Origin of the sequence: Cupriavidus necator N-1, from assembly GCF_000219215.1 — a bacterium.
GTDB lineage: Bacteria > Pseudomonadota > Gammaproteobacteria > Burkholderiales > Burkholderiaceae > Cupriavidus > Cupriavidus necator.
Genome location: NC_015726.1, coordinates 497,782 through 523,369, shown reverse-complemented (window position 1 = coordinate 523,369; position 25,588 = coordinate 497,782). Strand labels below are relative to the sequence as shown.

The window sequence follows — 25,588 nt, the reverse complement described above, 5'->3', positions numbered from 1 at the left end:
CCGGGCGGCCGCTGGGCTACACTTGCGGCCGCCTCCTCCCTGACACCCCACCTTCCATTCCCTCCTCCGCACCATGATCGGACGCATCGCCGGCACCCTTATCGAGAAGAATCCCCCGCACCTGCTGGTCGATTGCCACGGCGTCGGCTACGAGGTGGACGTGCCGATGAGCACCTTCTACAACCTGCCCGCGGTGGGCCAGCCGGTGACGCTGCTGACGCAGCTGATCGTGCGCGAGGACGCGCACCTGCTGTACGGCTTCGGCACCGCATCGGAACGCAACACCTTTCGCGAGCTGATCAAGATCACCGGCATCGGCGCGCGCATGGCGCTGGCGGTGCTGTCGGGCATGTCGGTCCCCGAGCTGGCGCAGGCCATCACGCTGCAGGAAGCCGGCCGCCTCACGCGCATTCCCGGCATCGGCAAGAAGACCGCGGAGCGGCTGCTGCTGGAGCTCAAGGGCAAGCTGGGCGCGGAGCTGGGCCATGCGCCGGGCACGCCGGCGGTGCCGGACAGCGCCGTCGACGTGCTCAATGCGCTGCTGGCGCTGGGCTACTCGGAGAAGGAAGCCGCCGCGGCGATCAAGCAGGTGCCGGCGGGGACCGGCGTGTCGGAGGGCATCAAGCTGGCGCTCAAGGCATTGTCCAAGGGTTGAGAGCTGCATAGGCGCGTAGAATGGCGGCTTGTTGCCGCTGTCCGGGCCCCTGACCATCATGATCGAAACTGACAAGCTTGCCGCCCCCGCCCGCGTGATCGCCGCCACCCCCGCCTCGTCGCAGGAGGAGGCGTTCGAGCGCGCGCTGCGGCCCAAGCTGCTGGACGAATATGTCGGCCAGGAAAAGGTGCGTGGGCAGCTCGATATCTTCATGCACGCCGCGCGCAACCGGCGCGAGGCGCTGGACCACGTGCTGCTGTTCGGCCCGCCGGGCCTGGGCAAGACCACGCTGGCCCACATCATCGCGCGCGAGATGGGGGTCAACCTGCGCCAGACCTCGGGCCCCGTGCTGGAGCGCCCGGGCGACCTGGCCGCGCTGCTGACCAACCTGGAAGCCAATGACGTGCTGTTCATCGACGAGATCCACCGGCTCTCGCCGGTCGTCGAGGAAATCCTGTACCCGGCGCTCGAGGACTACCAGATCGACATCATGATCGGCGAAGGCCCGGCGGCGCGCTCGGTCAAGCTCGACCTGCAGCCGTTCACGCTGGTGGGCGCCACCACGCGTGCCGGCATGCTGACCAACCCGCTGCGCGACCGCTTCGGCATCGTGGCGCGGCTGGAGTTCTATACCGCCGATGAGCTGGCCCGCATCGTCACGCGCTCGGCGCAGCTGCTGCATGCCCGCATCGACCCGCAGGGCGCGCTGGAGATCGCCCGGCGCGCGCGCGGCACGCCCCGTATCGCCAACCGGCTGCTGCGCCGCGTGCGCGACTACGCCGAGGTCAAGGGTGACGGGAACATCACCCGCGCTATGGCCGACGCAGCGCTGGCCATGCTGGACGTGGACAGCGTCGGCTTCGACCTGATGGACCGCAAGCTGCTCGAAGCCGTGCTGCTCAAGTTCGGCGGCGGCCCGGTGGGCGTTGACAACCTGGCCGCGGCCATCGGTGAGGAGCGCGACACCATCGAGGACGTGCTCGAGCCCTACCTGATCCAGCAAGGTTATCTGCAGCGCACGCCGCGCGGGCGCGTGGCCACGGCTGCCGCCTATCGGCATTTCGGCCTGGCCAACCCGCAAGGCAGCGGCGCGACCGAGCTGTTCGGCGACGCCTGACAGCGCGCTGCAGTGCAGCAATAGCGCCTTGGCAGGGCCCGGCGCAGCACCAATTAAATGTTTTAATTTCGCGCTCCAAATTTTTTCGAAGTGGATTGCTGGCCCGTGGCCGATTGTCCACAATGGCTTTATCGGCACCGGCCCGGTGCTGCGATGGCCGCGCCCCGCCAGGCACGGCACCTTCACAAATACGTCAAGGAAAGCCAATGATTCGCCATTCGTCCAGCCTGCTCGCCGCAGCCCTCGCCGCCACCGCGTTCGCCGCCGGCAGTGCCAACGCCCAGCGCCCGCCGGCGCCGGTCGGCGTGGCCGAAGAAGCGGTCATCAGCGGCAAGATCGTCGATATCGATCCCGAATCCAAGGCCGTGCTGGTCCAGGGCCCGCGCGGCAACGTGGTCGAACTGGTCGCTGGCGACGAAGCCCGCAACTTTGGCCAGATCCGCAAGGGCGACATCCTGACCGTAGCGCGTGGCGCCGCGCTGGTCGCCGCGCTTGAGCCGGTCGACAGCAAGGCCACCGCACTGGCCGAATCGGTCGACCGCACCACGCGCGCCGCCGAGGGCGGCAAGCCCGGCATCATGCGCGAGATCACCACCACGGTGACCGCACAGATCACCAAGGTCGACCCGGCCAAGCGCCTGATCACCTTCCGCGGTCCGCGCGAGACGCTGCGCACCGTGAAAGTGCAGGACCCGGCCATCGACCTGAACGGCATCAAGCAGGGCCAGATGGCCAAGATCGTCTACCGTGAAGTCGTGGCCATTACGGTCAAGGCACCCGCGGCAGCCGCAGCCAACTGAGCCACTGAGCCAGACGCGGTACTTTTCCCATCAGGAGGTTACCTATGAATCGTCGCCACTTTGTTACCCGGGTTGCCGGATCGGGCCTGCTCGTCGCCACGGTGATGGCTGCGGGCTGCAGCACTACCGGCACCAGCGCCTCGAAGGACCCGGTCGCCAAGAAGCAGGAAATCGATGCAGGGGTGGACGGAGCGCTGAACCGGCTGTTCTCCACCAACGCCGGCGCACGCGACCTGGCGCAGCGTGCGCAAGGGGTCCTGGTGTTCCCGCGCGTGATCTCGGCCGGCCTGGTGGTAGGCGGCGAGTACGGCGAGGGTGCGCTGCGATCGAAGGGCGCGACGGTCGGCTACTACAGCACGACGCAGGCCTCGGTCGGGCTGACCGCCGGCGGGCAGTCCAAGGCCGTCATCATCATGTTCATGACCCCGGAGGCCTACAACAAGTTTGTTTCCAGCAAGGGCTGGACCGCCGGCGCCGATGCCAACGTGGCGGTGGCCAAGATCGGCGCGGACGGCAGGCTCGACACCCTGACCAGCCAGCAGCCGGTGATTGCCTTCGTGCAGACCAATGCCGGCCTGATGTTCGACGTCTCGGTGAACGGCGCCAAGATCAGCAAGCTGGAAATCTGACGCGGCCACCCGGCTGCGCCGCTCTACCTGAAGTTCCCGGCTTCGGCCGGGAATTTTTATTTCAGGCGGCCACAGCAACGCTTGCGCACGCCGCGGCAGGCGCGGCGCAATCCGGGGCCCGCTGGCATAATCGCGCCCAAAACACCGCGCGCCAGCGCGTCCGACCGGGAGCCCCCATGTCCGCCGTCCCCGCCAGCACGACCCAACCGGGCCGTGTCTACCGCTACTATGACTTAGTCATGGTGGCCTTTGTCACCGTGCTGCTGTGCTCGAACCTGATCGGCGCGGCCAAGGCGGCGCAGGTGACGTTGCCGGTGATCGGCACGGTGACCTTCGGCGCCGGGGTGCTGTTCTTCCCGATCTCCTACATCTTCGGCGACGTGTTGACCGAGGTCTACGGCTACGGCCGCGACCGGCGCGTGGTCTGGGCCGGCTTTGCCGCGCTGGCGTTCGCCACCTTCATGAGCCTGGTGGTGTTGAACATGCCGGTCGCGCCCTTCATGGCGGACTACCAGAAAAGCCTGCAGGAGGTGTTCGGCAACACCTGGCGGATTGCGCTCGGCTCGCTGATCGCCTTCTGCTGCGGCAGCTTCACCAACAGCTACGTACTGGCCAAGATGAAGCTGTGGACGTCGGGGCGGTGGCTGTGGACGCGCACGATCGGCTCCACGCTGGCCGGGGAGCTAGTCGACTCGTCGCTGTTCTACGTGATCGCCTTCTACGGCATCTGGCCGCTGGAGAAGGTGATCCAGGTGGCGGTGGCGCAGTACGTGCTGAAGACCGGCTGGGAAGTGGTAATGACACCGGTGACGTACAAGGTGGTGGGGTTCCTGAAGCGGGCCGAGAACGAGGATTACTTCGACCGCAATACCGACTTCACCCCGTTCCGCGTCCGCGTGTAGCGCTACGGCACGCGCCGGTCCACCTCGTCCAGCGCCAGGTTTTCCAGGTGGCTGACATCGCCCCACTGCGCCAGCGTCAGGTGGGTGCTGTCGCTGCGTAGACGGTTGACGCTGGCATTGAGCAGTTCATGCTGGCGCGGCGCTTCCAGCGTCATGCCGGTGGCCTCGCGGTACAGGCAGTCGAGCACGCCGCCGTGCGCCACCAGCGCGATGCGCTCGCCGGGATGCCGGCGCGACAGCGCCAGCACCACCTCGACCGCGCGCTCATGGAAGCCCAGCAGCGACTCGCCTTCAGGCGGCGCGTAGTCCGGCACGCGCGCCTGCCAGCGGGCAAAATCCTCGGGCAGGTGCTCGGCCACTTCGGCGTAGGTCTTGCCCTGCAGTGTGCCGTAGCTACGCTCGCGCAGGCGCACATCGGGGCGCACCTGCAGCCCCAGCACCTCGGCCAGCGGCGCAGCGGTTTCCATCGCACGCGACAGGTCGCTGGCATATACCGCATCGATCGGCTCGCCCGCCAGCGCAGTGGCCAGCGCGCGCGCCTGGGCGCGGCCGGTCTCGTTCAGGGGAATGTCGAGCTGGCCCTGCAGCCGGCGCTCCCGGTTCCAGGCCGTTTCGCCGTGGCGGATCACGATCAGGTGGGTATAGGCCAGCGAATGCGGCCCGGGGCTTTGCGACATGCCGTTTCCTTCGGGATTTCCTTGAGGCCGGGCACCGCGCGGCTGGCGCGGCGCCGGCCAGGCGTTATTTCGCCAGCTTCGGGTTCAGCGTATAGGTTCCGGTGAGGCTGGCCTGCGCCAGCACATGGCCCTGGATCGCGTCGCGCACCTGCGCGCCGGTGAACGTGCCATCCAGCGGCAGCCGGTCGACGTCCAGCGCATACAGCGTGAACACGTAGTGGTGCAGCAGCGTGTCGTTCCACGGGGGGCACGGGCCGTCATAGCCGTAGTAGTCGCCCTTCATGTCGGCATCGCCGGCGAACCAGCCGGTGTAGTCGTTGATGCCGTGGCGCAGGCCGCCCGCGGTGGCGGTGCCGCCGGCGGCTTCGGGGCCCGGCTTGCCGCGCGCGATCACACCGTCGCTGTGCGAGCCCGCCGCGATCGAGGTCAGGCCCGGCGGGATGTCGACCAGCACCCAGTGGAAGAAGTCCACGCGCGGCAGCGAGGCCGGCACTTCGCGGCCTTCCTGGTTGACGTCGTCGCCCTTGCTGGGGACGTCGCGGTCGTGGCAGATCAGCACGAACGAGCGCGTCTCGGCCGGGGCGTCTTCCCAGTGCAGGTCGGGATTGCGGTTGTTCGACAGGGCCACGTGGGCGGTGGCGTCGGGCACGCAGAAGGCGAACTCGCCGGGAATCGGCGCGTTGTCGTTGAAGGACTTGCTCCAGAGTTTCATTTGTCTCTCCTGTCTTGGTGCCGCGCCGGGGCGCGGCAGCTTGGAATCTGTTCAGGCCGGCGGCACCCGCAGCCAGAAGGTGACCGGGCCGTCGTTGACCAGGCTGACCTGCATCATCGCGCCGAACTCGCCGGTCTGCACCTGCGGATGGGCGGCGCGCGCCTGCGCCACGAAATGCTCGTACAGGCGCCGGCCGTCCTCGGGCGAGGCAGCGGGCGTGAAACTCGGCCGCGTGCCGCTGTTGGTATCGGCCGCCAGCGTGAACTGCGACACCACCAGCAGCCCGCCGGCGTTGCCGTTGCCGTCCATGTTCTGCACCGGCAGGTTCATCTTGCCGGCCGCATCGGAAAACACCCGGTACGACAGCATCTTGGCCAGCAGCCGCTCGGCCTGCGCCTCGGTGTCGCCGCGCTCGGCACAGACCAGCGCCAGCAGGCCGGCGCCGATTTCACCGGTGGTGCGGCCTTCTACCGTGACGCGGGCCTGGGCCACCCGCTGGATCAGCGCGATCATCCCGGCCGCCTCAGGCCAGCGTCACGCGCGCGAAGCGGCGCTTGCCGACCTGCACGACATAGGTGCCGGCGGCCACCCTGGTGGCCTTGTCGCTGACCGTGGCGCCGTCGATCTTGACGCCGCCCTGCTCGATATTGCGGTTGGCTTCCGAGGTGGACGGCACCAGGTTGGCCTGCTTGAGCAGCTGCGCGATGCCCAGCGGCGCGCCGCTCAGGCTGACTGCCGGGATATCGTCCGGCACGCCGCCGCGGGCGCGGTGGTTGAAATCTTCCAGTGCCTTCTCGGCATCGGCCTGGCTGTGGAAGCGCGCCACGATCTCCTGCGCCAGCAGCACCTTGCAGTCGCGCGGATTGCGGCCCAGCGCGATTTCCTGCTTCATCAGCTCGATCTCGGCCAGCGGGCGGAACGACAGCAGCGTGTAGTACTGCCACATCAGGTCGTCCGAGATGCTCATCAGCTTGCCGAACATCTCGTTGGGCGCCTCGGTCACGCCGACATAGTTGCCCTTGGACTTGGACATCTTCTCGACGCCGTCCAGGCCCACCAGCAGCGGCATGGTCAGGATGCACTGCGGCTCCTGGCCGTATTCCTTCTGCAGCTCGCGCCCGACCAGCAGGTTGAACTTCTGGTCGGTGCCGCCGAGCTCCAGGTCTGACTTGAGCGCGACCGAGTCATAGCCCTGCATCAACGGGTAGAGGAACTCGTGCACGGAAATCGGAATCCCGGAGCGGAAGCGCTTGGTGAAATCGTCGCGCTCCATCATGCGCGCCACGGTGTACTTTGCCGCCAGCTGGATCATGCCGCGCGCGCCCAGCGGATCGCACCACTCGCTGTTGTAGCGGATCTCGGTGCGGGCCGGGTCCAGCACCAGGCTGGCCTGGCGGTAGTAGGTCTGCGCGTTGGCCTCGATCTGCTCGCGCGTGAGCGGCGGGCGCGTGCTGTTGCGGCCCGACGGATCGCCGATGGTCGAGGTGAAGTCGCCGATCAGGAAGATCACCTGGTGGCCGAGGTCCTGCAGCTGGCGCAGCTTGTTCAGCACCACGGTATGGCCGATATGGATGTCGGGCGCGGTCGGATCCAGGCCCAGCTTGATGCGCAGCGGCACGCCGGTGGCCTCGCTGCGCGCCAGCTTCTGCGCCCACTCGGATTCGATCAGCAGCTCGTCGCAGCCTCGCTTGGAGACTTCCAGGGCCTGCATCACCGACGGCGTCAGGGGGTATTTGGCCGTGGGGCCCGTGGCAACTTCAGTCATGACGTAAGTCTTTGAAATACTTGAAATTTTAGGAAATTTCCTGACAGCCGCCAGGGCCGGATTTTGGTATAATCCGCGATTCCCGGCGCCTACGGAAGCCTTTCCAGTGCGCTACCCGCCACTTTGTGCAGCAATGCTGGCGGCCAAATAACAGTGAAGAGCCCGCGCCGCACCTCGGGGGAGGAAGGCAGACGAGACACATCGTCCCCGGCAGTGGTGCTCAGACCAAGGTTGAATTTTACGTGATGTGGTCCAGACTCCGCGAAGTTTTCGCGCGTGAGCTGGTGGTTCTTGTCGATCCGACCAACCCCCAGCACGCGCGGCGGCGCAAACAACTGACGGCCTCGGTGGGCGCAATCTTCACGCTCGGCATGGCCGCGGCGATGGGCGTTGCGCCGCGCAGCGCCTTTGACGATCCGCTCGCACCGCGCACGCAGCAGGCGCTGCGCATGCCCGACGTGCGCGAGCAACTTGAACAGCTTACCGACAACCAGGCCGTCTACGTACGCGAAGAGCGCATGCAGCGCGGCGACACCATCGCCAGCCTGCTCAAGCGGCTGGGCGTGGACGATGCCGACGCGCAGGCGTTCATCGTCAAGAACCCGACCGCGCGCGGCCTGTTCAACCTGAACCCGGGCCAGGCGGTGCAGGCGGAGATCGACGAAAGCAACACGCTGGTGTCGCTGCAGGCCAACCTGGGCGGCGATGCAGCCGCCTCGCGCGAGCTGGTGATCGAGCGCGTGCGCGCGGCCAGCGACGATACCGCCGCCACCTACAAGGCCAAGGTGCAGCGCGTCGACAACGACGTGCACTACGAGATGGCCTCGGGCGCGATTTCCGCGGGCGGCTTCTTCAAGGCCATGGACGCGGCCAACGTGCCCGACGAAGTCGTGCAGCAGATGCTGTCGATCTTCTCCGGCGTGATCGACTTCCACCACGACATCGCCAGCGGCGACCGCTTCCGCATCATCTACGAAGCGGGCTTCCGCGACGGCACCTTCGTGCGCAACGGCCGCGTGGTCGCATTGGAGCTGATCAACCGCAACCAGCTGCACCAGGCGCTGTGGTTCGCGCCCGAGGACAGCAAAGACGGCGGCGCCTACTACACCTTCGACGGGCGCAGCATGAAGCGGCCGTTCCTGCGTTCGCCGGTGGAATTCTCGCGCGTGTCGTCGGGCTTCGGCGGCCGCGAGCACCCTCTGCATCATGACTGGGCGCAGCACAAGGGCGTGGACTTCGCCGCCCCGACCGGCACCAAGGTGCTGGCCACCGGCGACGGCGTGGTCGAGTTCGTGGGCCAGCAGAACGGCTACGGCAATATCGTCATCCTGAACCACGCCAACGGCTACTCGACCTACTATGCGCACCTGTCCGGCTTTGCCGGCATGCGCCAGGGCCAGCCGGTGCGCCAGGGCCAGCTGATCGGCTATGTCGGCTCGACCGGCTGGGCCACCGGCCCGCACCTGCACTATGAGTTCCGCTTCAACGACGTGCCGCAGAACCCGCTGACCATCACGCTGATGGAATCGCCGACGCTGACCGGCAAGTCGCGCCAGGAATTCCTGACCTACACCAGCGGGCTGCTCAGCCGCATCAATGCGCTGCGCACCTACAACGTGCTGACCGCCTCCAACTGACCGCGCCCATCGTGACCCAGCCCGTGCCTGGCAGCGAACGCTATATCGGCATCATGTCCGGCACCAGCATGGACGGTGCCGACGCGGTGCTGGTGGATTTCAGCGGCGCGCGGCCCGCCGTGCTGGCGGCCGCCAGCCAGCCCTTCCCCGACACGCTGCGCGCGGCATTCTCTGCCCTGCAGCAACCGGGCGAGGACGAGATCCATCGCGAGGCGCTGGCAGCCAATGCGCTGGCGCAGGTCTACGCCGACTGCGTGGCCGCACTGCTGGGCGAGGCACAGGTCGACGCGGCCGCAGTGGCCGCGATCGGCGCCCACGGCCAGACCATCCGCCACCGGCCGGGCCTGTATGACGGCATCGGCTACACCCGCCAGAGCCAGCATCCGGCGCGTCTGGCCGAGCTGGCCGGCATCGACGTGGTGGCGGACTTCCGCAGCCGCGACCTCGCCGCCGGCGGCCAGGGCGCGCCGCTGGTGCCGGCGCTGCACCATGCGCTGTTCGGCAGCGACGCCGAAACCCGCGTTGCCTGCAATATCGGGGGCATCTCCAATATCAGCATCCTGCCCGCGGCGGGCGGCGCCGTCAGCGGCTTCGACTGCGGCCCGGGCAATGCGCTGCTCGACTACTGGATCGGCCGCCACCGCGGGCTTCCCTTTGACAGCAACGGCGACTGGGCCGCGAGCGGGCGTGTCGACGCCGCACTGCTGGCGCAGTGCCTGGATGAGCCCTACTTCAGCGCAGCGCCGCCCAAGAGCACCGGGCGCGACCTGTTCCATCCGGGCTGGCTCGAAGCCCGTCTCGCCTCGTTCCAGCACCTCGCACCTGTCGATGTGCAGGCGACGCTGGCCGCGCTGACGGCCGAGGCCATCGCGCGCGACGTGCGCACCCACGCGCCCGATGCGCGCCGCCTGATTGTCTGCGGCGGCGGCGCCCGCAATGCGTTCGTGATGGCACGGCTGGTGCAGGCATTGCCCTGCGTGGCCATCGAGACCTCGGAAGACTACGGCGTGCCGGTGTCGCAGGTCGAAGCCATCGCCTTTGCCTGGCTGGCACGCCAGTGCCTGCTGCGCCAGCCCGGCAACGTGCCCACCGTGACCGGCGCCGCCGGGCCGCGCGTGCTGGGCGCAATCTATCCGCGCTAAGCGCTAGGGCAGGCGCATCGCGCCGCCCGCTTCCACCCAATCCATGAACACCTGCGCCAGCGGCGAGGCCCGCATGGCCGGCGAGCGCGCCAGCACCACGCGCTGCGGCGTCACCGGCTCGCGCAGCGGCAGGCAGGCGATCGGCACGCCGTCGTAGCTGTGGTCGCCGGCCGGGCGCGTGCACGACAGCGCCACGCCATAGCCGTGCGCCACCAGTCCGCGCTGCATCTCGAAGGTCTGCGTGTACTGGTGCAACACCGGGTGCAGGCCATGCGCCCAGAACAGCGACAGGAAGTACTCGCGCGTCTGCGGGATGTCCTCGAGGATCAGCCGTTCGCCTGCCAGGTCGGCCAGGCTCACATCGGTGCCGCTTGCCAGCGGATGGCCGGCGGGCAGCAGCGCATAGGGTGCCAGTTCCGCCAGCGTGCGGCGCTCGGTGCGGGCATCGAGCCCCAGTTCATAGGTCAGCGCCAGTTCGGCCTTGCCCGCCTGCAGCGTGCGGTGGACGGTCGCCAGGTCGGCCTCGAACAAGGTCACCGAGATGCCCGGATGGTGCCGGCGCAGCCCCGCCAGCAGACGTGGCACAAAATACGGCCCGAGGTCCTGGAAGCAGGTCAGCGAGAGCTGGCCGGTCAACCCCCGGCCGGTGGCGTCGTCCACGGTGAGGCCGGCCGCCAGCGCGAGGATGTCTCGTGCCCGCCCCAGCAGGCGCTGCCCGGCGGGCGTCAGGGACAACCCACGGCTGACCTGGCGCCTGAAGAGAGGCTCGCCCAGCGTGTCTTCCAGCTGCGCGATCGCGGTGGAGACAGACGGCTGCGACACATGGCGCGCCCGAGCCGCCGCGCTGATGCTGCCATGCTCGGCTGCGGCGACAAAGTATTCGAGCTGGCGGAAAGAGAAGGGGATCATGATTTCCTATATCGCAACATAGGAAATATATGCTTTTCCTATCCCCAACGCATGGCGATACTGGGCACATCGCCCCCATACAACATCGCCATGAACATCACCCAGGAACAGATCGACACCTACCAGCGCGACGGCGTGCTGGTGCTGCGCGGCGCCTTCACCGACTGGGTCGAACGGCTGCGCGACGGCTTTGCGCAGAACTTGGCCGAGCCCGGCCCCTTTGCCATCGAGAACGTACGGCCCGGCGAAAGCGGGCGCTTCTTCGAGGACTACTGCAACTGGCAGCGCATTACGCCGTTCGATGACTTTATCCGTCAGTCGCCGGCGGCTGCCATTGCCGGGCGCATCATGCAGTCGCAGGCGGTGCAGGTGTTCCACGAACACATCCTGGTCAAGGAGCCCGGCACGGCCAAGCCCACGCCGTGGCACCAGGACCTGCCCTACTACTGTGTCGACGGCACCCAGACCGCGAGCTACTGGATCCCGCTGGATCCGGTGACGCAGGCCAATACCCTGCGCGTGGTGGCCGGCTCGCACCGCTGGCCGCGGCTGGTGCGGCCCAAGCGCTGGGCCAGCAACGAGAACTTCTATGGAGGTGACGACGCCTTCATGGAGATGCCGGACGTGGAAGACGGTAGCTACACCCTGCTCACACCGGAACTGGAGCCGGGCGATGCCGTGGTGTTCGACTTCCGTACCGTGCACGGCGCTGCCGGCAATACCGGCAGCGGGCGCCGGCGCGCGTTCTCGGCGCGTTTCCTGGGCGATGACGTGCGCTTCATGCAGCGGCCCGGGCGCACCTCGCCGCCCTTCCCCGGCATCGATCAGCAGACCGGCGAGCGCATGCGCGAAGATTGGTTTCCCGTGGTCTGGCGCGCCGCCCGGTAAGCCATCGCGGAAAAGAAAAAACGCACCCGAAGGTGCGTTTTTTTGGGACCGGTGTCGGTCAGACCGAGAACGACGAGCCGCAACCGCAGGTGGTCGAGGCATTCGGGTTCTTGATCACGAACTGCGCGCCGTTGATGTCTTCCTTGTAATCGATCTCGGCGCCGACCAGGTACTGGTAGCTCATCGAGTCGATCAGCAGCGTGACGCCGTTCTTGACCATGGTGGTGTCGTCTTCGTTGACTTCCTCATCGAAGGTGAAGCCATACTGGAAGCCGGAGCAGCCGCCGCCCTGCACGAACACGCGCAGTTTCAGCTCGGCATTGCCCTCTTCCTCGATCAACTGCTTGACCTTGTCGGCGGCGCTGTCGGTAAAGACGAACGGTGCCGGCACGTCCTCGGTAACGGGTGCCTCTGCGACTGCGTTCATGGGGTGTTCTCCTGTTTAGATACGCCTGTATTCTAAGCGCTACTGGAAGATCGTGCCGAAACCCTGTGTTTTCAAGGGGTTCCCGGCATGGCGGGTGCCGCTCAGGCGGCTTTTTCAGTGGGATGCGCGTCGCCAGCGGGCACTGCGCGGTCCGTGGCGGCAGCCTCGTCCGCCGCTTCCGTCACTTCAGCCGCCGGCGCCGCCTCGAGCAGGTTCGGCAGCGCCTTGATCTCGCCTTGCACCAGCGGCATCAGGCGGCCTTCGACCAGCGCGCCCTGGTGCATTTCCAGCGCCGCATAGCGCACGTCGCCCAGCACGCGGGCATGCGGCTGCAGTTCGAGCAGGTCGGTGGCCTGCACCGGACCCTTGACAGTGCCGTTGAGCACCAGGTGGCCGACGCTGATCTCGCCCTCGACCATGCCTTTTTCGCTGACCACCAGCATGCTCGGCTTGCCCGGCGCCGCGGTGACGTTGCCGCGCACGCGGCCGTCCAGGCGCAGGCCGCCGGCAAAGACCAGGTCGCCGTCGATAGCGGTGTCTTCGCCGATCAGCGTATCGATCGAAAGGCCCTTCTTTTTCGAAAACAGCATCACTCTCACTCCTCTCTCGTTCGTGCCGAACCCTCCGGCCGTGGCGCATTCGCGCCGGCAAGCAGCACTTGCCGATGGCGACAGGGCGTGATTGTAGCCGCGCGCAGCCCATACCCCACAAAAGTATGGCTGCCCAATCGCTTTTTCGGCAGGCCAGAGTATTTCCGTACCCTGCAGGCGAAAAAAAACCGCACGGCCAGCGTGCGGTTTTTTTGGTCTCGCAAGATCCGGCAGCACCGGACCTGCGAAAACGCATCAGCGCTTCGAGAACTGCTTGCGACGACGCGCCTTGTGGAAGCCGACCTTCTTACGCTCGACTTCACGTGCATCGCGCGTGACGTAGCCAGCCTTCGACAGGGCCGACTTCAGGGTCGCATCGTAGTCGATCAGGGCGCGGGTGATGCCGTGGCGCACTGCGCCGGCCTGGCCGGTTTCGCCACCGCCGGTCACGTTGACCTTGATGTCGAACGTTTCAGCGTGAGCGGTCAGTTCCAGGGGCTGGCGCACGATCATCAGCGAGGTTTCGCGAGCGAAATACTCTTTGATGGGCTTGCCGTTGACGATGATATCGCCCTTGCCCGACTTGATGAAGACACGAGCCACAGCGCTCTTGCGGCGGCCAGTACCGTAATTCCAGTTACCGATCATGGATTGGCCTCCTTAGATTTCCAGCGCCTTGGGCTGCTGCGCTTCATGCGGATGCTCGGCTTCGGCGTAAACCTTCAGCTTCTTGATCATCGCGTAGCCCAGCGGACCCTTCGGCAGCATGCCCTTGACAGCCTTTTCCAGGGCACGGCCCGGGAAACGCTGCTGCATCTTGCCGAACGTCGTTTCGTAGATACCGCCCGGGTAGCCCGAATGGCGATAGTACTTCTTGTCCGTTTCCTTGGTACCCGTGACACGCAGCTTGGCTGCATTGACGATGATGATGTAATCACCCGTGTCGACGTGCGGAGTGAATTCCGGCTTGTGCTTGCCGCGCAGACGGCGTGCCACTTCGCTGGCGACACGGCCGAGGACTTTGTCCGTCGCGTCAATCACGTACCAGTCGCGCTTTACCTCATGAGGCTTGGCGGAAAAGGTCTTCATGATTTTTCCTGACTATTAGTTCGTACCCGAAATCCGACTCGCGAAGGCTTGTACTCGCCCCTGCAAGTCTTGTGGCTGGCCCGTGAAGGCTGGCCTGGTCCTGCTCTTTCTTTCCGCGGGTATGACGGAAAGCCTTCCATTATACTGGTGGGCACCAGAACCGCACAAGCAAAGACTGATCTTTTCGTCAAGGTCGCCGCCATGGCGGGACCAAGCCAGCGCAGCCGCGCGCACTTTGCCGTGCACGGCGCACCAGGACGCGGGGCGAAAAAAAACCCAAGCTGTTGAGCTTGGGTTTGAATCCACCAAAGGAGGAGGGTGGAGGAGACACTGGGAGATCGACGGAGGGACTGGCGGGCGGTGCGGCGGGCTTGCCCTGGGGCTTCGCTTTCGCACTCTGGCGCGCTGTCGGTGCCGTCGTTCAATGATTCAAATTATACATGGGGTTTTCCCCAGTGCAAGAGAAATTTGTACTGCGAAACGTCATTTCGTATTGCGGAAAGAAAGACGTGACGCGCCAGACAGGTAATTTCAATTCGAAATCAATGACTTATGCAACATCCAGCTATGTCATTGAACTGTCATACTAGAGGAAACCCTCAGATTTCATACGGGTATGGGCATCAGCAGCCCAAGCTTGACGATGCCATATACTGAGAATTGCAAGATTCGAGATCATGCGTTTGTGATCGGAAACACACAAAATAAACGACAGGAACGAACAAAATGGAATGCAAAGTGACATGGATGGGCGCGGACGGCATGAGCTTCGTGGCCCAGACCGGCAGCGGCCATATCGTGGCGATGGACGGCGCGCCTGAGGGCGGCGGCCACAACCTGGCACCGCGGCCGATGGAGATGGTGCTGCTCGGCACGGGTGGCTGCACCGCCTATGACGTGGTGCTGATCCTCAAGCGCGGCCGCCAGGACGTTTCCGGCTGCAGCGTCCAGCTGCAGGCCGAGCGCGCCGGCGAGGACCCCAAGGTCTTCACCCGCATCAACTTCCATTTTGTGGTGACCGGCAAGAATCTCAACCCCGCCACGGTCGAGCGTGCCATCAAGCTGTCGCACGAAAAGTACTGCTCGGCGTCGATCATGCTGGCCAAGACGGCCGAGATCACGCACACGCTGGAAATCGTCGAAGCCTGAAGGGAAGATGCAGACCCGGTACACCGTGGTGGCGCCGGGTCATGCCATAAGAAGAAGCAAAGCAGGCCGATAAGCCGGATTCTGTGCGCCCCGCCCGCCTTGCGGCAAACGGTGCGTGACAACCATTCCTCTAGGCCGGCTGTTACCAGCCGGCTCCAGCTCCCTACCCGCAGACTCAGCGGGCCGCTTCATCGCCTGCCTATTTGGGATTGCTCCAGGTGGAGGTTACCGCGTTTCACCCTTCCCGCCGGGCGAACCCGGCGGCAAGACTCGTCTCTGTGGCCCTATTCCGCACGTTGCCGTGGATGGCTGTTAGCCAACACCCTGCCCTGTGGAGTCCGGACTTTCCTCCCCCTGCACCTTGCGGTGCAGGCAGCGGTTGCCTGGCCTGCTTTGCGGCCCGCAGTCTAACACCGATTGGCGGCGCCTTCAGCCGGCGCGCCGTCCCGGGCGGAACACCGCGGTATCGGCGTAGAAGCCAGGTTCGGCATTATCGTCGCACCAGCCCGGGATGCCCAGCACCGGCAGCGGCGCAAAACTGCGCCCGCCGCGCAGCGCGCCAGCCTGGGCCGCAGCGGCAAGGGATTGCGCCAGCATGGCGTCCAGCGATGGGCCTGCCGCCTGCTGCGGCGCCAGCGGCAGCACCCACGCATGCGCAGTGACCGACTTGTACGGCTGCACCAGCTTTTCGAGCAGCGCGTGGCCGAACGGCACCACCGTGCAGGCCCTGCCCCACGCCGGCCTGGATTCGACCAACAGCCGCTGCCACGCAAACCCCTTGAGCGCATCCACCAAGCCCTGATCGGCGCTGACAAACAGCACCGCATTCTCGTCGAACAGGGTCGCCGCATCGCGCACGCCGCCGCGCGTGGTCTGCACGCCTTCGCGCGCGATGACCTCGGCCTGGATCTGGTTGAGCACGCGCTTGGCCCGCGGGAAATGCAGCCAGGTCAGCGCGTTGAAGAAATCGTGGAGATTGTCGCGGGTCGGGATCTCGCCCGTGGCATGGATATGCGCCTCATAGGCGCTGCCTTCGGGCAAGGCATGCTGGGCGATAAAACGCAGGGGCAGGCCGCGGGCGTTGCGCAGGCGAAGTTGCGCTGCATACGCGTTTAGCAGCGCGCGCAAATCGGCGCCGCCCTGCACCGCCGCAGCGAGCGCGGCACCCCGCGCCGCAAACGGCTGGAACCACGGCCGGGACCAGTCGATCCCGGCCAGCGCGGCGACGAAAGGCTCGTCGGCCGCGGGCACCTGCATGGCCAAGGCCCCAGCAGGGTTTAGCGGGCCTTCCAGCGCAGCGTCTCGCCGCCCCGCAGCGGCACCAGCGTGGTGTCGCCATAGGGCAGCTCGGCCGGCAGTTCCCAGTCCTCTCGCTCCAGCGTCAGGGTACCGGTGTTGCGCGGCAGGCCGTAGAAGGCCGGACCGTTGAAGCTGGCAAAGGCTTCCAGCTTGTCCAGCGCGCCGGCGGCGTCGAAGGCCTCGGCATACAGCTCCATCGCATGCAGCGCGGTATAGCAGCCGGCGCAGCCGCAGGCGTGTTCCTTCAGCCCGCGCGCGTGCGGCGCGCTGTCGGTGCCCAGGAAGAAGCGCGGGCTGCCCGAGACCGCGGCCGCCACCAGGGCCTCGCGATGGGTCTCGCGCTTGAGCACCGGCAGGCAGTAGTAGTGCGGACGGATACCGCCGGTGAAGATGGCGTTGCGGTTGTAGAGCAGGTGGTGCGCGGTGATGGTGGCGCCCACCGGGCCGCTGGCGTCGCGCACGTATTCGGCCGCGTCCTTGGTGGTGATGTGCTCGAACACCACCTTCAGCTCGGGCATGTCGCGGCGCAGCGGCGTCATCACGCGGTCGATAAAGACGGCTTCGCGATCGAAGATGTCGATGCTGGGGTCGGTCACCTCGCCGTGCACCAGCAGCGGCAGGCCCGCGCGCTGCATCGCTTCCAGCGCCGGGTAGCAGCGGCGGATATCGGTCACGCCGGCGTCGCTGTTGGTGGTGGCGCCGGCCGGGTACAGCTTGACGCCGTGCACGAAGCCGCTGGCCTTGGCCGCGGCGATTTCTTCGGCCGTGGTGTTGTCGGTCAGGTACAGCGTCATCAGCGGCTCGAACTGCAGGCCGGCCGGCAGCGCCGCCAGGATGCGGGCACGGTAAGCCTGCGCCTGCGCCACCGTGGTCACGGGCGGTTTCAGGTTGGGCATGATGATGGCGCGTGCGAACTGGCGCGCGGTGTCGGGCAGCACGGCGGCCAGGGCCGCGCCGTCGCGCAGGTGCAGGTGCCAGTCGTCCGGGCGGGTGATGGTGAGCTTCTGGGTCATGGCTAGCTTGGGCCTGCCGCGGCGGCGGCGGGCGTTCGTCGAAATCAGAGAATCAGGATGGCGCGGTAGTCGTTCACATTGGTGCGCGTCGGGCCGGTGACCACCAGGTCGCCGATGGCATCGAACAGGCCCCAGGCGTCGTGCGCGTCCAGCTGGCGCAGTCCCGGCAGGCCGGCGGCCGCGGCACGCGCCAGCGTGGTCGGATCGGCCAGCGCACCGGCATTGTCCTCCGAACCGTCGATGCCGTCGGTGTCGGCCGCGATCGCGTGCACGCCAGGCATGCCGTCAAGCTCGACCGCCAGCGACAGCAGGAATTCGGAGCAACGCCCGCCCCGTGCCTTTGCAGCGCCACCGCCGGCAGGCAAAGTGACCGTGCACTCACCTCCGGAAATCAGCACCACGGGCGCGGCGAACGGCGCATTGTACGCGCGAATCTCGCGCACCAGCGCAGCGTAGACGCGGGCCACTTCGCGCGCTTCGCCGGTCACGGTATCGCCCAGCACCACCGGCGTGATGCCGCGTTCGCGGAACAGCGCCGCAGCCGCCTGCAGGCTGCCATGGGCGGTGGCGATCATGCGGTTGTCGACCTGGGCGAACAGCGCGTCGCCCGGCTTGGGCGTCTCCGGCACCTCGCCGCGGGCGCCGCGCTCCAGGTGGGCCTGCACGCTGGCCGGCACCTGCGCGCCCCAGCGGCGCAGGATCTCCAGCGCATCGGCAAAGGTGCTCGGGTCGGCCACGGTCGGGCCCGAGGCGATCGCGCTGGGATCGTCGCCGGCCACGTCCGAGACGATCAGCGTGGTCACCGGCGCACGGCTTGCCTGCGCCAGCCGCCCGCCCTGGATGCGCGAGACATGCTTGCGCACGATATTCATCTCGGTGATCGGCGCGCCACAGCGCAGCAGTTCCCGGGTGGTGGCCTTAAGGTCAGCCATGGGGATGCCTTCGGCCGGCAGCGACAGCAGGCTGGAGCCGCCGCCCGACACCAGCACCAGCAGCCGGTCCTGCGGCGTCAGCGACTGCACGCTGGCCAGGATATCGGCGGCGGCCTGCTCGCCGGCCTCGTCGGGCACGGGGTGGCCGGCCTCGATCACGCGGATATGGTCGGTCGGCAGCCCGTGGGCGTAGCGCGTGACCACCAGCCCTTCCAGCGTGGCCTTGCCCGCATAGGCACGCTCGACCGCCGCGGCCATCGACGCCGCGGCCTTGCCCGCGCCCACCACCAGCGTGCGGCCGCCCGCGTGCGGGGGCGGCAGGTGCTGCGCTACGATCTGCAGCGGATCGGCGGCCGCCACGGCGGCGTGGAAGCTGTCCAGCAGGAGTACGCGCGGCTCGCCCGCGCCCGCCGTGCTCACAGCGCCTCCGCGATAGCCTGGCCCAGGTCGGCCGTGCCGGCCTTGCCGCCGATGTCGCGCGTCAGCGGCGCGTGTTCGGGGCCCGCGGCCAGCACCTTCTCGATCGCACCCAGCACGGCAGCGCCGGCGGCTTCATGGCCCAGGTGCTCCAGCATCATGGCGCCGCACCAGATCTGGCCGATCGGGTTGGCCACGCCGCGCCCGGCAATATCCGGGGCCGAGCCGTGCACCGGCTCAAACAGGCTGGGGAAGGTGCGGTCCGGGTTGATATTGCCCGACGGCGCGATGCCGATGGTGCCAGTGCAGGCTGGCCCCAGGTCGGACAGGATGTCGCCGAACAGGTTGCTGGCCACCACCACGTCGAACCAGTCCGGATGCTGGACGAAATGCGCGGTCAGGATGTCGATGTGGTACTTGTCGACCTTGATGCCGGGGTAGCTGGCCGCCATCGCCTCGACGCGCTCGTCCCAGTACGGCATGGTGATCGAGATGCCATTGGACTTGGTCGCCGATGTCAGGTGCTTCCTGGGCCGCTTCTGCGCCAGCTCGAAGGCAAACTTCAGGATGCGGTCGACGCCGGTGCGGCTCATCACGGTTTCCTGCACCACGATCTCGCGCTCGGTGCCCGGAAACATGCGCCCGCCGATGCTGGAGTATTCACCCTCGGTGTTCTCGCGCACCACATAAAAGTCGATATCGCCAGGCTTGCGGCCGGCCAGCGGGCTCCTGATGCCGGGCATCAGCCGCACCGGGCGCAGGTTCACGTACTGGTCGAACGAGCGCCGGAACTGCAGCAGCGAGCCCCACAGCGAGACGTGGTCAGGCACGGCATCAGGCCAGCCCACCGCGCCGAAGTAGATGGCGTCGTACTTGACCAGCGTGTCGAACCAGTCGTCCGGCAGCATCTTGCCGTGGCGGGCGTAGTAGTCGCAGCTGGAAAAGTCGAAGTGGTCCCACTGGAAGTCGATGCCGAAGCGCCGCGCCGCGGCGTCCATCACGCGGATGCCCTCGGGCATGACTTCCGTGCCGATTCCGTCTCCGGGAATCACGGCGATCTTGTATTGGCGCATGGTTATTGGGGAGATACGTGCAGGATGGCCGGTCGCCGCGCGCGGCCCGGCCAACGCTGCTTGGCAGCGGCCCGGGTGCGCGGGATAATGTCTGCATTCTATTGCAAAGCGGCAGCCTCCTGCCGACCGGTGCCCCGATATGTGCCAGCTGCTAGGCATGAACTGCGCCACGCCGACCGACGTGACGTTCTCCTTCACCGGCTTTGCCGCGCGCGGTGGCCTGACCGACCATCACGCCGACGGCTTCGGTGTCGCCTTCTTCGAGGACAAGGCCTGCCGCCTGTTTATCGACAACCAGTCCGCCGGCACCTCGCCGGTGGCAGACCTGATCAAGCGCTACCCGATCAAGTCCAAGAACGTCATCTCGCATATCCGCAAGGCCACGCAAGGCACCGTGCTGCTGGAAAACTGCCACCCCTTCATGCGCGAACTGTGGGGCCGCCACTGGATCTTTGCCCATAACGGCGACCTGAAGGGCTTCACCCCGTTCCTGTCCGGCGTCTACCAGCCGGTGGGCGACACCGACAGCGAACTGGCCTTCTGCACGCTGATGCAGGGCCTGCGCAAGCGCTTCCCGGGCTCGCAGCCGCCGCTGAACGAGCTGTGCCATGCGCTGGCCGACATCACCCGCGAGATCACGCTGCATGGCGTGTTCAACTACCTGCTGTGCAACGGCCAGGCCCAGTTCGCGCACTGTTCCACGCACCTGTACTACATCGTGCGGCAATGGCCGTTCTCAACCGCGCACCTGATCGATGCCGACCTGTCGATCGACTTCGCCCAGGTCACCACGCCGGACGACCGCGTGGCGGTGATCGCCACCCAGCCGCTGACCGACAACGAGACCTGGACCCGCTTCGCCCCGGGCGAGCTGATCATGTTCGAGGACGGGCGCCCGACCATGACGCTGACGGTGCCGATCCCGCCGGAAGTGCAGGCGAAGAACGCGGCCAACACGACCTGCACCTGAGACATCAGAACGAAAAAAAAGGGACGCCGAGGCGTCCCTTCTTGCTTGCCCTGCCAGGCCGATCAGTGATGCAAAATCTTCGACAGGAACTGGCGCGCGCGCTCGGAGCGGTGTTCGATATTGCCGAAGAACTCCTCCTTCTCGCAGTCTTCGACAATCTTGCCCTGGTCCATGAAGATCACGCGGTTGGCCACCTTGCGCGCGAAGCCCATTTCGTGGGTCACGCACATCATGGTCATGCCTTCCTGGGCCAGCTGCACCATCACGTCCAGCACTTCGTTGACCATCTCCGGGTCCAGCGCCGAGGTCGGCTCGTCGAACAGCATGCAGATCGGATCCATCGACAGTGCGCGCGCGATCGCCACGCGCTGCTGCTGGCCGCCCGACAGCTGGCCGGGGTACTTCTCCGCCTGGCTCTTCAGGCCCACGCGGTCCAGGTACTTCAGGCCCTTGGCCAGCGCTTCTTCCTTGGAGCGGCCGAGCACCTTCATCTGCGCGATGGTCAGGTTCTCGGTGATCGACAGGTGCGGGAACAGCTCGAAGTTCTGGAACACCATGCCCACGCGCGAGCGCAGCTTGGGCAGGTTGGTCTTGGGATTGCCCACCGAGGTGCCGTCGACCAGGATATCGCCCTTCTGGAACGGCTCAAGCGCATTGACGGTCTTGATCAGCGTGGACTTGCCCGACCCGGACGGGCCGCACACCACCACCACTTCACCCTTGGCGACCTTGGTGGTGCAGTCGGTCAGCACCTGGAAGGCACCGTACCACTTGGAGACATTGTTGATTTCGATCATACAGCCACCTTTTTCTGGTAACGCTTGACCAGCAGCGAAGCGGAGAAGCAGATAACGAAGTACACCAGGCCGGCGAACAGCAGCATCTCGACGATGCGGCCGTCACGTTCGCCGATGCCATAGGCCTGGCCAAAGAAGTCGGCCAGCGCGCTGACGTAGACCAGCGACGTATCCTGGAACAGGATGATCCCTTGCGTCAGCAGCAGCGGCACCATGTTGCGGAACGCCTGCGGCAGGATCACCAGCCGCATCGACTGGCCATAGGTCATGCCCATCGCCTGCGCCGCGAACATCTGCCCGCGCGACACGCTCTGGATGCCCGCGCGGATGATTTCCGAGTAGTACGCGGCCTCGAACAGCGCAAAGGCCACCAGCGCGGACGTCATGCGCAGGTCGGTCGCCGGCGACAGGTTGAACAGGTTCTGCAGCACCTGCGGGATGATCAGGAAGAACCACAGCAGCACCATCACCAGCGGGATGGAACGGAAGATGGTCACATACCCCTGCGCAAACCAGTTCAGCAGCTTGAACGACGACAGCCGCATCATCGCCAGGATGGTGCCCCAGACAATGCCCACCACCACCGCGGTGACGGTGATCTTGAGAGAGACCATCATGCCCTCACCCAGGACATGAAGCGTGGCAGGGGTGATGGAGGTGAAATCGAAGGAATAAGCCATGGCGCCCCCTTACTTGCCGCCGATGAAGCCGGGCACGCGCGTGCGGGCTTCCACCCAGCGCATGATCAGCATCACCGTCACGTTGATCAGCGCGTACATCAGCGTGACCGCGATGAACGATTCATACGGGCGCGCGGTGTAGTCCACCAGTTGCCGGCCCTGCGCCGCCAGTTCCAGCAGGCCGATGGTCGACGCCACCGCCGAGTTCTTGAAGATGTTCAGGAACTCGGAAGTCAGCGGCGGCACGATCACGCGGAACGCCATCGGCAGCAGCACGTGGCGGTACGTCTGCGGCAGCGTGAAGCCCATCGCCAGGCCGGCGTTCATCTGCCCGCGCGCCAGCGAGTTGATGCCCGAGCGCACCTGCTCGCAGACCCGCGCGGCGGTGAAGGTGCCCAGGCACAGCATGGCGGCCAGGAACTGCTGCGCGAACGGGTTCATCTGCTTGATCGCCTCGCCGCCGGGCAGCAGCTCGGGCGCGACGAAATACCAGATGAACAGCTGCACCAGCAGCGGGATGTTGCGGAAGATTTCCACATAGGTGGCGGCGATGCCCGCCAGCCACTTGTTGGGCACGGTGCGCAGCACGCCAAGCACCGAGCCGATGACCAGGGCGATGACCCAGGACGAGAGCCCCAGCGCGAGCGTCACCTTCAGGCCCGAGATCATCCAGTCCAGGTAGGTCTCGTTCTGGGCGGCCTGTTCGAGGAAGACTCCCCAATGCCAGTTGTAGTTCATGTTGCGTCCTCAAAAAGAAACGGAAGGACATGCCTTCCGTTTCACACTGCTGTCAACGGCAGGTCAGTCCAGCGCCTTGTCGTTCGGCGCCTTGATCAGCGCCTTCATGTCTTCAGACAGCGGGAAGTCCAGGTTGAGGCCCTTCGGCGGCACCGGTTGCATGAACCACTTGGTGTACAGGGTGTTGACCGAACCGTCCTTCATCATGCCGGTGATCACGGTATCGGACAGCTTCTTGAACTGCGGATCGTCCTTGCGGATCATGCAGCCATAGGACTCGCGCGATTGCGGCTTGCCCACCACGATCCAGTCGGCCGGGTTCTTCGCCTTGGCACGCTCGCCGTACAGCAGCGCGTCGTCCATCATGAACGCGACCGCGCGGCCCGATTCCAGCGTCAGGAACGACTGGCCGTGGTCCTTGGTGCTGATGATGTTCATGCCCAGCTTCTGGTCATCGTTCATCTTGCGCAGCAGGCGCTCCGACGTGGTGCCGGCGGTGGTGACGATGTTCTTGCCCTTCAGGTCGGCCCAGTCCTTGATGCCGGCATCCTTCTTCACCATGATGCGCGTGCCGATGATGAAGATGGAGTTGGTGAACGCAACCTGCTTCTGGCGTTCCAGGTTGTTGGTGGTGGAGCCGCACTCGATGTCGATGGTGCCGTTCTGCAGCAGCGTGATGCGGTTCTGCGACGTGATCGGGATTTCCTTGACCTGCAGGTTCGGCAGCTTCAACTGGTCCTTGATGGCTTCCACGATCTTCATGTTGATATCGTAGGAATAGCCGACTTGCCGCACGCCGCCCAGGTTGTAGTTGAACGGAATCGACGACTCGCGCACGCCCAGCGTGATGACGCCGGTGTCCTTGATCTTCTTCAGCGTGCCCGTCAGTTGTTCAGCTGCCTGTGCCGTCCCGCACATCACGCCCGCGGCAATCATCAGGGCAGCCAACTTGGCAAAATTCATAACATCTCCTTGACCATGAAGAGAAAGCGGGATTCTAGAGACAAAACCCCCACTGATGAAACAGTATTGCGCAGCATCCGCCGCAATACAACTGGGTTTTCTCCTAGAAGCCCACTTCAGGGCAATCACTGCGCACGGCATCCGGAAACGACAACGCGGTCTCCGGCGCTAGCCGGAGACCGCGTCTGGCGGTCATGACCAGGGGTGCCGGGACGATTGCTGCGTTGCACCATGGCAGTGCCTCGTCCCGGCTTTCCTGTGCCTGCCGATCAGGGATACAGGCCGCGCATCTCGCGCGCCTGCAGGATCCGCGTACAGGCCACGATAAACGCCGCCGTGCGTAGGGTCACCTTGTTGTCCTGTGCCACTTGCCAGATTGCCCGGAAGGCTTCTTGCATGATCCGTACCAGGCGCTGGTTGATCTCTTCCTCGGTCCAGAAGAAGCTCGAGAAATCCTGCACCCATTCGAAGTAGGACACGGTCACGCCGCCGGCGTTGGCGATCACGTCCGGGGCCACCAGGATATTGCGCTCGCGCAGGATGTCGTCCGCTTCCGGGGTGGTCGGGCCGTTGGCCCCCTCGATCACCAGGCGGGCCTTGATCTGCGGCGCGTTCTCGGCCGTGATCTGGCCTTCCAGCGCGGCCGGGATCAGGATGTCGCAGTCGACTTCCCAGAACTGCGCGGTACGCAGGACTTCGCCGCGGAAGCCTTCGATGGTGCCGCTGTGCGAGGCGTATTCCATCATCGCCGGCACGTCCAGGCCGGCCGGGTCGAACAGCGTGGTGCGGTGGTCCTGCACCGCCACCACCTTGGCGCCGGCCTCATGGAACAGCTTGGCGGCCACGGCACCCACGTTGCCGAAGCCCTGCACGGCCACGCGCGCGCCCTTGATTTCCAGGCCGATATTGCGCGCGGCTTCGGAGCCGACCACGAACACGCCGCGGCCGGTGGCTTCGTGACGGCCGAGCGAGCCGCCCAGCGAGATCGGCTTGCCGGTCACCACGCCGGTGGCCGTGCTGCCGGAGTTCATCGAGTACGTGTCCATCATCCAGGCCATGACCTGGGCGTTGGTGTTCACGTCCGGCGCCGGAATATCCTTGCTCGGCCCGATGATGATGTTGATTTCGCTGGTGTAGCGGCGCGTCAGGCGTTCCAGTTCGGCGTGCGAGAGCGTGCGCGGATCGACGCGGATGCCGCCCTTGGCACCGCCGTAGGGCACGTTGACCGCGGCATTCTTCACCGACATCCAGGCCGACAGCGCCATCACTTCGGACAGGGTCACGTCCTGGTGGAAGCGCACGCCGCCCTTGCCCGGGCCGCGCGACAGGTTGTGCTGCACGCGATAGCCCTCGAAATGGGCAATGGTGCCATTATCCAGTTCGATGGGAACGTCGACGATCATCGCGCGCTTGGGGCGCTTGAGGGTTTCGACCCAGCGTGCCAGCGAGCCCAGGTAAGGCGTGACACGGTCGACCTGCTGCAGGTAGATGCCCCAGGGGCCGAGATTGTCGGCATTGAGGTAAGACGGGAGTGCGTGCTTTTGGCCAGCAATATTGGTCGGTGCTGCGGAAGACATCGGTTGGTTCCGGTGTGAAGAATGCCCGCAAGCTTAGGGGT

General features: G+C 66.1%; 28 protein-coding genes and 1 other RNA gene. 10 read left to right on the top strand and 19 right to left on the bottom strand.

Going from position 1 to position 25,588, the window contains the following annotated elements; all coding sequences use genetic code 11:
* Window positions 1-73: 73 nt before the first annotated feature.
* The 5 genes from ruvA to CNE_RS02540 all read left to right on the top strand — a co-directional run bounded on the left by ruvA (window position 74) and on the right by CNE_RS02540 (window position 4,103).
* Window positions 74-655 (top strand): Holliday junction branch migration protein RuvA, encoded by a 582-nt coding sequence (gene ruvA / locus CNE_RS02560; protein WP_013955580.1) that lies wholly within the window; start codon window positions 74-76, stop codon window positions 653-655.
* Between the two features lie 58 nt (window positions 656-713).
* Window positions 714-1,772, top strand: coding sequence for a Holliday junction branch migration DNA helicase RuvB (ruvB, locus tag CNE_RS02555; RefSeq protein ID WP_013955579.1), 1,059 nt, complete (start codon window positions 714-716; stop codon window positions 1,770-1,772).
* A 206-nt stretch (window positions 1,773-1,978) separates the two neighbouring features.
* A complete protein-coding gene (locus CNE_RS02550; RefSeq protein ID WP_010813893.1) occupies window positions 1,979-2,572 on the top strand; it encodes a hypothetical protein in 594 nt (197 codons plus the stop codon).
* A 44-nt stretch (window positions 2,573-2,616) separates the two neighbouring features.
* The gene (locus CNE_RS02545) at window positions 2,617-3,201 is read left to right on the top strand and encodes a BPSL1445 family SYLF domain-containing lipoprotein (RefSeq protein WP_013955578.1); all 585 of its coding nucleotides are present in this window, start codon (window positions 2,617-2,619) and stop codon (window positions 3,199-3,201) included.
* 176 nt (window positions 3,202-3,377) lie between these two features.
* Window positions 3,378-4,103 carry a queuosine precursor transporter gene (locus CNE_RS02540; protein ID WP_013955577.1) on the top strand — a complete coding sequence of 242 codons (726 nt, stop codon included), beginning with the start codon at window positions 3,378-3,380 and terminating at the stop codon, window positions 4,101-4,103.
* Between the two features lie 2 nt (window positions 4,104-4,105).
* Here CNE_RS02540 and CNE_RS02535 read toward each other — a convergent pair whose 3' ends face one another.
* From CNE_RS02535 to tyrS, 4 genes are all read right to left on the bottom strand, one after another.
* The gene (locus tag CNE_RS02535) at window positions 4,106-4,780 is read right to left on the bottom strand and encodes a histidine phosphatase family protein (protein ID WP_013955576.1); all 675 of its coding nucleotides are present in this window, start codon (window positions 4,778-4,780) and stop codon (window positions 4,106-4,108) included.
* A gap of 64 nt (window positions 4,781-4,844) precedes the next feature.
* The gene (locus CNE_RS02530) at window positions 4,845-5,492 is read right to left on the bottom strand and encodes a YbhB/YbcL family Raf kinase inhibitor-like protein (RefSeq protein ID WP_013955575.1); all 648 of its coding nucleotides are present in this window, start codon (window positions 5,490-5,492) and stop codon (window positions 4,845-4,847) included.
* A gap of 51 nt (window positions 5,493-5,543) precedes the next feature.
* Complete coding sequence (gene dtd / locus CNE_RS02525; RefSeq protein WP_010813898.1) at window positions 5,544-6,005, bottom strand: D-aminoacyl-tRNA deacylase; 462 nt, start codon at window positions 6,003-6,005, stop codon at window positions 5,544-5,546.
* 10 nt (window positions 6,006-6,015) lie between these two features.
* Window positions 6,016-7,257 carry a tyrosine--tRNA ligase gene (gene tyrS / locus CNE_RS02520; protein ID WP_013955574.1) on the bottom strand — a complete coding sequence of 414 codons (1,242 nt, stop codon included), beginning with the start codon at window positions 7,255-7,257 and terminating at the stop codon, window positions 6,016-6,018.
* Between the two features lie 245 nt (window positions 7,258-7,502).
* Between tyrS and CNE_RS02515 the strand changes: the two genes are divergently transcribed.
* Together CNE_RS02515 and CNE_RS02510 are read left to right on the top strand one after the other, a co-directional pair.
* Complete coding sequence (locus tag CNE_RS02515) at window positions 7,503-8,894, top strand: M23 family metallopeptidase (protein ID WP_013955573.1); 1,392 nt, start codon at window positions 7,503-7,505, stop codon at window positions 8,892-8,894.
* A gap of 11 nt (window positions 8,895-8,905) precedes the next feature.
* A complete protein-coding gene (locus tag CNE_RS02510; protein ID WP_041227740.1) occupies window positions 8,906-10,036 on the top strand; it encodes an anhydro-N-acetylmuramic acid kinase in 1,131 nt (376 codons plus the stop codon).
* A 3-nt stretch (window positions 10,037-10,039) separates the two neighbouring features.
* Here the strand turns inward: CNE_RS02510 and CNE_RS02505 are convergent, their stop codons facing one another.
* Window positions 10,040-10,945 (bottom strand): LysR family transcriptional regulator, encoded by a 906-nt coding sequence (locus CNE_RS02505; protein ID WP_013955571.1) that lies wholly within the window; start codon window positions 10,943-10,945, stop codon window positions 10,040-10,042.
* A 90-nt stretch (window positions 10,946-11,035) separates the two neighbouring features.
* Between CNE_RS02505 and CNE_RS02500 the strand changes: the two genes are divergently transcribed.
* Window positions 11,036-11,833: a phytanoyl-CoA dioxygenase family protein gene (locus CNE_RS02500; protein WP_013955570.1), complete on the top strand. Its 798-nt coding sequence runs from the start codon at window positions 11,036-11,038 to the stop codon at window positions 11,831-11,833.
* A 58-nt stretch (window positions 11,834-11,891) separates the two neighbouring features.
* Here the strand turns inward: CNE_RS02500 and erpA are convergent, their stop codons facing one another.
* From erpA to rplM, 4 genes are all read right to left on the bottom strand, one after another.
* On the bottom strand, window positions 11,892-12,260 hold the full coding sequence (erpA, locus tag CNE_RS02495; protein ID WP_010813904.1) for an iron-sulfur cluster insertion protein ErpA: 369 nt from the start codon (window positions 12,258-12,260) through the stop codon (window positions 11,892-11,894).
* Between the two features lie 101 nt (window positions 12,261-12,361).
* Window positions 12,362-12,850, bottom strand: a complete 489-nt coding sequence (locus tag CNE_RS02490) for a bactofilin family protein (RefSeq protein WP_013955569.1) — start codon at window positions 12,848-12,850, stop codon at window positions 12,362-12,364.
* A 255-nt stretch (window positions 12,851-13,105) separates the two neighbouring features.
* Window positions 13,106-13,498 carry a 30S ribosomal protein S9 gene (gene rpsI / locus CNE_RS02485; RefSeq protein ID WP_010813906.1) on the bottom strand — a complete coding sequence of 131 codons (393 nt, stop codon included), beginning with the start codon at window positions 13,496-13,498 and terminating at the stop codon, window positions 13,106-13,108.
* A 12-nt stretch (window positions 13,499-13,510) separates the two neighbouring features.
* The gene (gene rplM / locus CNE_RS02480; protein ID WP_010813907.1) at window positions 13,511-13,939 is read right to left on the bottom strand and encodes a 50S ribosomal protein L13; all 429 of its coding nucleotides are present in this window, start codon (window positions 13,937-13,939) and stop codon (window positions 13,511-13,513) included.
* 726 nt (window positions 13,940-14,665) lie between these two features.
* Here rplM and CNE_RS02475 point away from each other — a divergent pair.
* On the top strand, window positions 14,666-15,088 hold the full coding sequence (locus CNE_RS02475) for an OsmC family protein (RefSeq protein WP_013955568.1): 423 nt from the start codon (window positions 14,666-14,668) through the stop codon (window positions 15,086-15,088).
* A gap of 54 nt (window positions 15,089-15,142) precedes the next feature.
* Here the strand turns inward: CNE_RS02475 and rnpB are convergent.
* The 5 genes from rnpB to CNE_RS02455 form a co-directional block, all read right to left on the bottom strand.
* Window positions 15,143-15,483, bottom strand: an RNA gene (rnpB, locus tag CNE_RS38685) — RNase P RNA component class A.
* A 34-nt stretch (window positions 15,484-15,517) separates the two neighbouring features.
* Window positions 15,518-16,345 carry a DUF3025 domain-containing protein gene (locus tag CNE_RS02470; protein ID WP_013955567.1) on the bottom strand — a complete coding sequence of 276 codons (828 nt, stop codon included), beginning with the start codon at window positions 16,343-16,345 and terminating at the stop codon, window positions 15,518-15,520.
* 20 nt (window positions 16,346-16,365) lie between these two features.
* Window positions 16,366-17,400 (bottom strand): dihydroorotase, encoded by a 1,035-nt coding sequence (gene pyrC, locus CNE_RS02465; protein ID WP_011614536.1) that lies wholly within the window; start codon window positions 17,398-17,400, stop codon window positions 16,366-16,368.
* Between the two features lie 44 nt (window positions 17,401-17,444).
* Window positions 17,445-18,752 carry a glycerate kinase type-2 family protein gene (locus CNE_RS02460; protein ID WP_013955566.1) on the bottom strand — a complete coding sequence of 436 codons (1,308 nt, stop codon included), beginning with the start codon at window positions 18,750-18,752 and terminating at the stop codon, window positions 17,445-17,447.
* On the bottom strand, window positions 18,749-19,822 hold the full coding sequence (locus tag CNE_RS02455; protein WP_013955565.1) for a tartrate dehydrogenase: 1,074 nt from the start codon (window positions 19,820-19,822) through the stop codon (window positions 18,749-18,751). Before CNE_RS02455 ends, CNE_RS02460 begins: the two co-directional genes overlap by 4 nt.
* A 139-nt stretch (window positions 19,823-19,961) precedes the next feature.
* On the opposite strand from CNE_RS02455, the gene CNE_RS02450 reads away from it, so the two are divergent.
* Entirely contained in the window at window positions 19,962-20,792 is an 831-nt protein-coding gene (locus CNE_RS02450; protein ID WP_013955564.1) for a class II glutamine amidotransferase, read from the top strand.
* Between the two features lie 62 nt (window positions 20,793-20,854).
* Here the strand turns inward: CNE_RS02450 and CNE_RS02445 are convergent, their stop codons facing one another.
* The 5 genes from CNE_RS02445 to CNE_RS02425 form a co-directional block, all read right to left on the bottom strand.
* Window positions 20,855-21,589 (bottom strand): amino acid ABC transporter ATP-binding protein, encoded by a 735-nt coding sequence (locus tag CNE_RS02445; protein WP_013955563.1) that lies wholly within the window; start codon window positions 21,587-21,589, stop codon window positions 20,855-20,857.
* Window positions 21,586-22,269, bottom strand: a complete 684-nt coding sequence (gene gltK / locus CNE_RS02440; protein ID WP_013955562.1) for a glutamate/aspartate ABC transporter permease GltK — start codon at window positions 22,267-22,269, stop codon at window positions 21,586-21,588. Before gltK ends, CNE_RS02445 begins: the two co-directional genes overlap by 4 nt.
* A 9-nt stretch (window positions 22,270-22,278) precedes the next feature.
* Entirely contained in the window at window positions 22,279-23,007 is a 729-nt protein-coding gene (locus tag CNE_RS02435; protein ID WP_013955561.1) for an amino acid ABC transporter permease, read from the bottom strand.
* 63 nt (window positions 23,008-23,070) lie between these two features.
* On the bottom strand, window positions 23,071-23,970 hold the full coding sequence (locus CNE_RS02430; RefSeq protein WP_013955560.1) for a glutamate/aspartate ABC transporter substrate-binding protein: 900 nt from the start codon (window positions 23,968-23,970) through the stop codon (window positions 23,071-23,073).
* A gap of 269 nt (window positions 23,971-24,239) precedes the next feature.
* The gene (locus tag CNE_RS02425) at window positions 24,240-25,547 is read right to left on the bottom strand and encodes a Glu/Leu/Phe/Val family dehydrogenase (RefSeq protein WP_013955559.1); all 1,308 of its coding nucleotides are present in this window, start codon (window positions 25,545-25,547) and stop codon (window positions 24,240-24,242) included.
* Window positions 25,548-25,588 lie beyond the last annotated feature (41 nt).